The following is a 673-nucleotide window of genomic DNA, read 5'->3' on the forward strand; positions in this document are numbered from 1 at the left end:
GTCCCGCAGGGCGGCGGCCGGCCCGGTGAGGGCCGGGGCGTCGAGGGCGGCGAGGTGGTCCAGGAGGGGTGCGGCGGAGGCGAGGTGGGTGTCCGTGTGGATCGTCGCCATGTCGGCGGCGGACCAGCGGGACTGCCGGCCCAGCAGGGTGGCGATGCGCTCCGCGCGGTGCGGCGGGGCGAACTCGACGCCGAGGGGGGCGGCCGGTCCGCGCTGGTTCGCCATCACGGCGACACCGTCGGTCAGTCCGGCGCGCGGGGGTTCGTGCCGGCCCTGCCAGGCGTGGTCGGGCTCCCACGCGGGGACCAGTCGGGTGCGGTTGGCGTCGGCGCGGAGCGGGACCCGGCCGGCCACACGGTGGAGGGTGCCGCCGCCGGTGTCCGCGGCCATGATCACGTTGACCGGTTCGGCCCACCGGTCGACGGCCCGGTCCACGTCGGCGACCCGGCGGGACCGCAGCAGCGGCAGCAGCGCGGCGAAGCCGAGGTCGCCGGTGACGCGGGGCGGGTAGCGGAGGGCGACGGCGAGCGGGGGACCGGCGGGCCCGGACACGCCGTTGTCGAGGCCTTCGGGGCCGTCGTCGTCGAGGCCTTCCGGGCCGCCGCCGTCAAGGCCTTCCGGGCCGTCGTCGTCGAGGCCTTCCGGGCCGCCGCCGTCAAGGCCTTCCGGGCCG

The 673-nt window shown here is 78.8% G+C and carries 1 protein-coding gene; it reads right to left on the bottom strand.

Annotated elements, in window-relative coordinates; all coding sequences use genetic code 11:
• Positions 1-673 (bottom strand): penicillin acylase family protein (locus B9S61_RS42950; RefSeq protein ID WP_258040021.1); only part of this gene is annotated, 673 nt, incomplete at both ends.

The organism is Streptomyces sp. SM1, from assembly GCF_002910825.1.
GTDB classification, from domain to species: Bacteria; Actinomycetota; Actinomycetes; order Streptomycetales; family Streptomycetaceae; genus Streptomyces; species Streptomyces okerensis.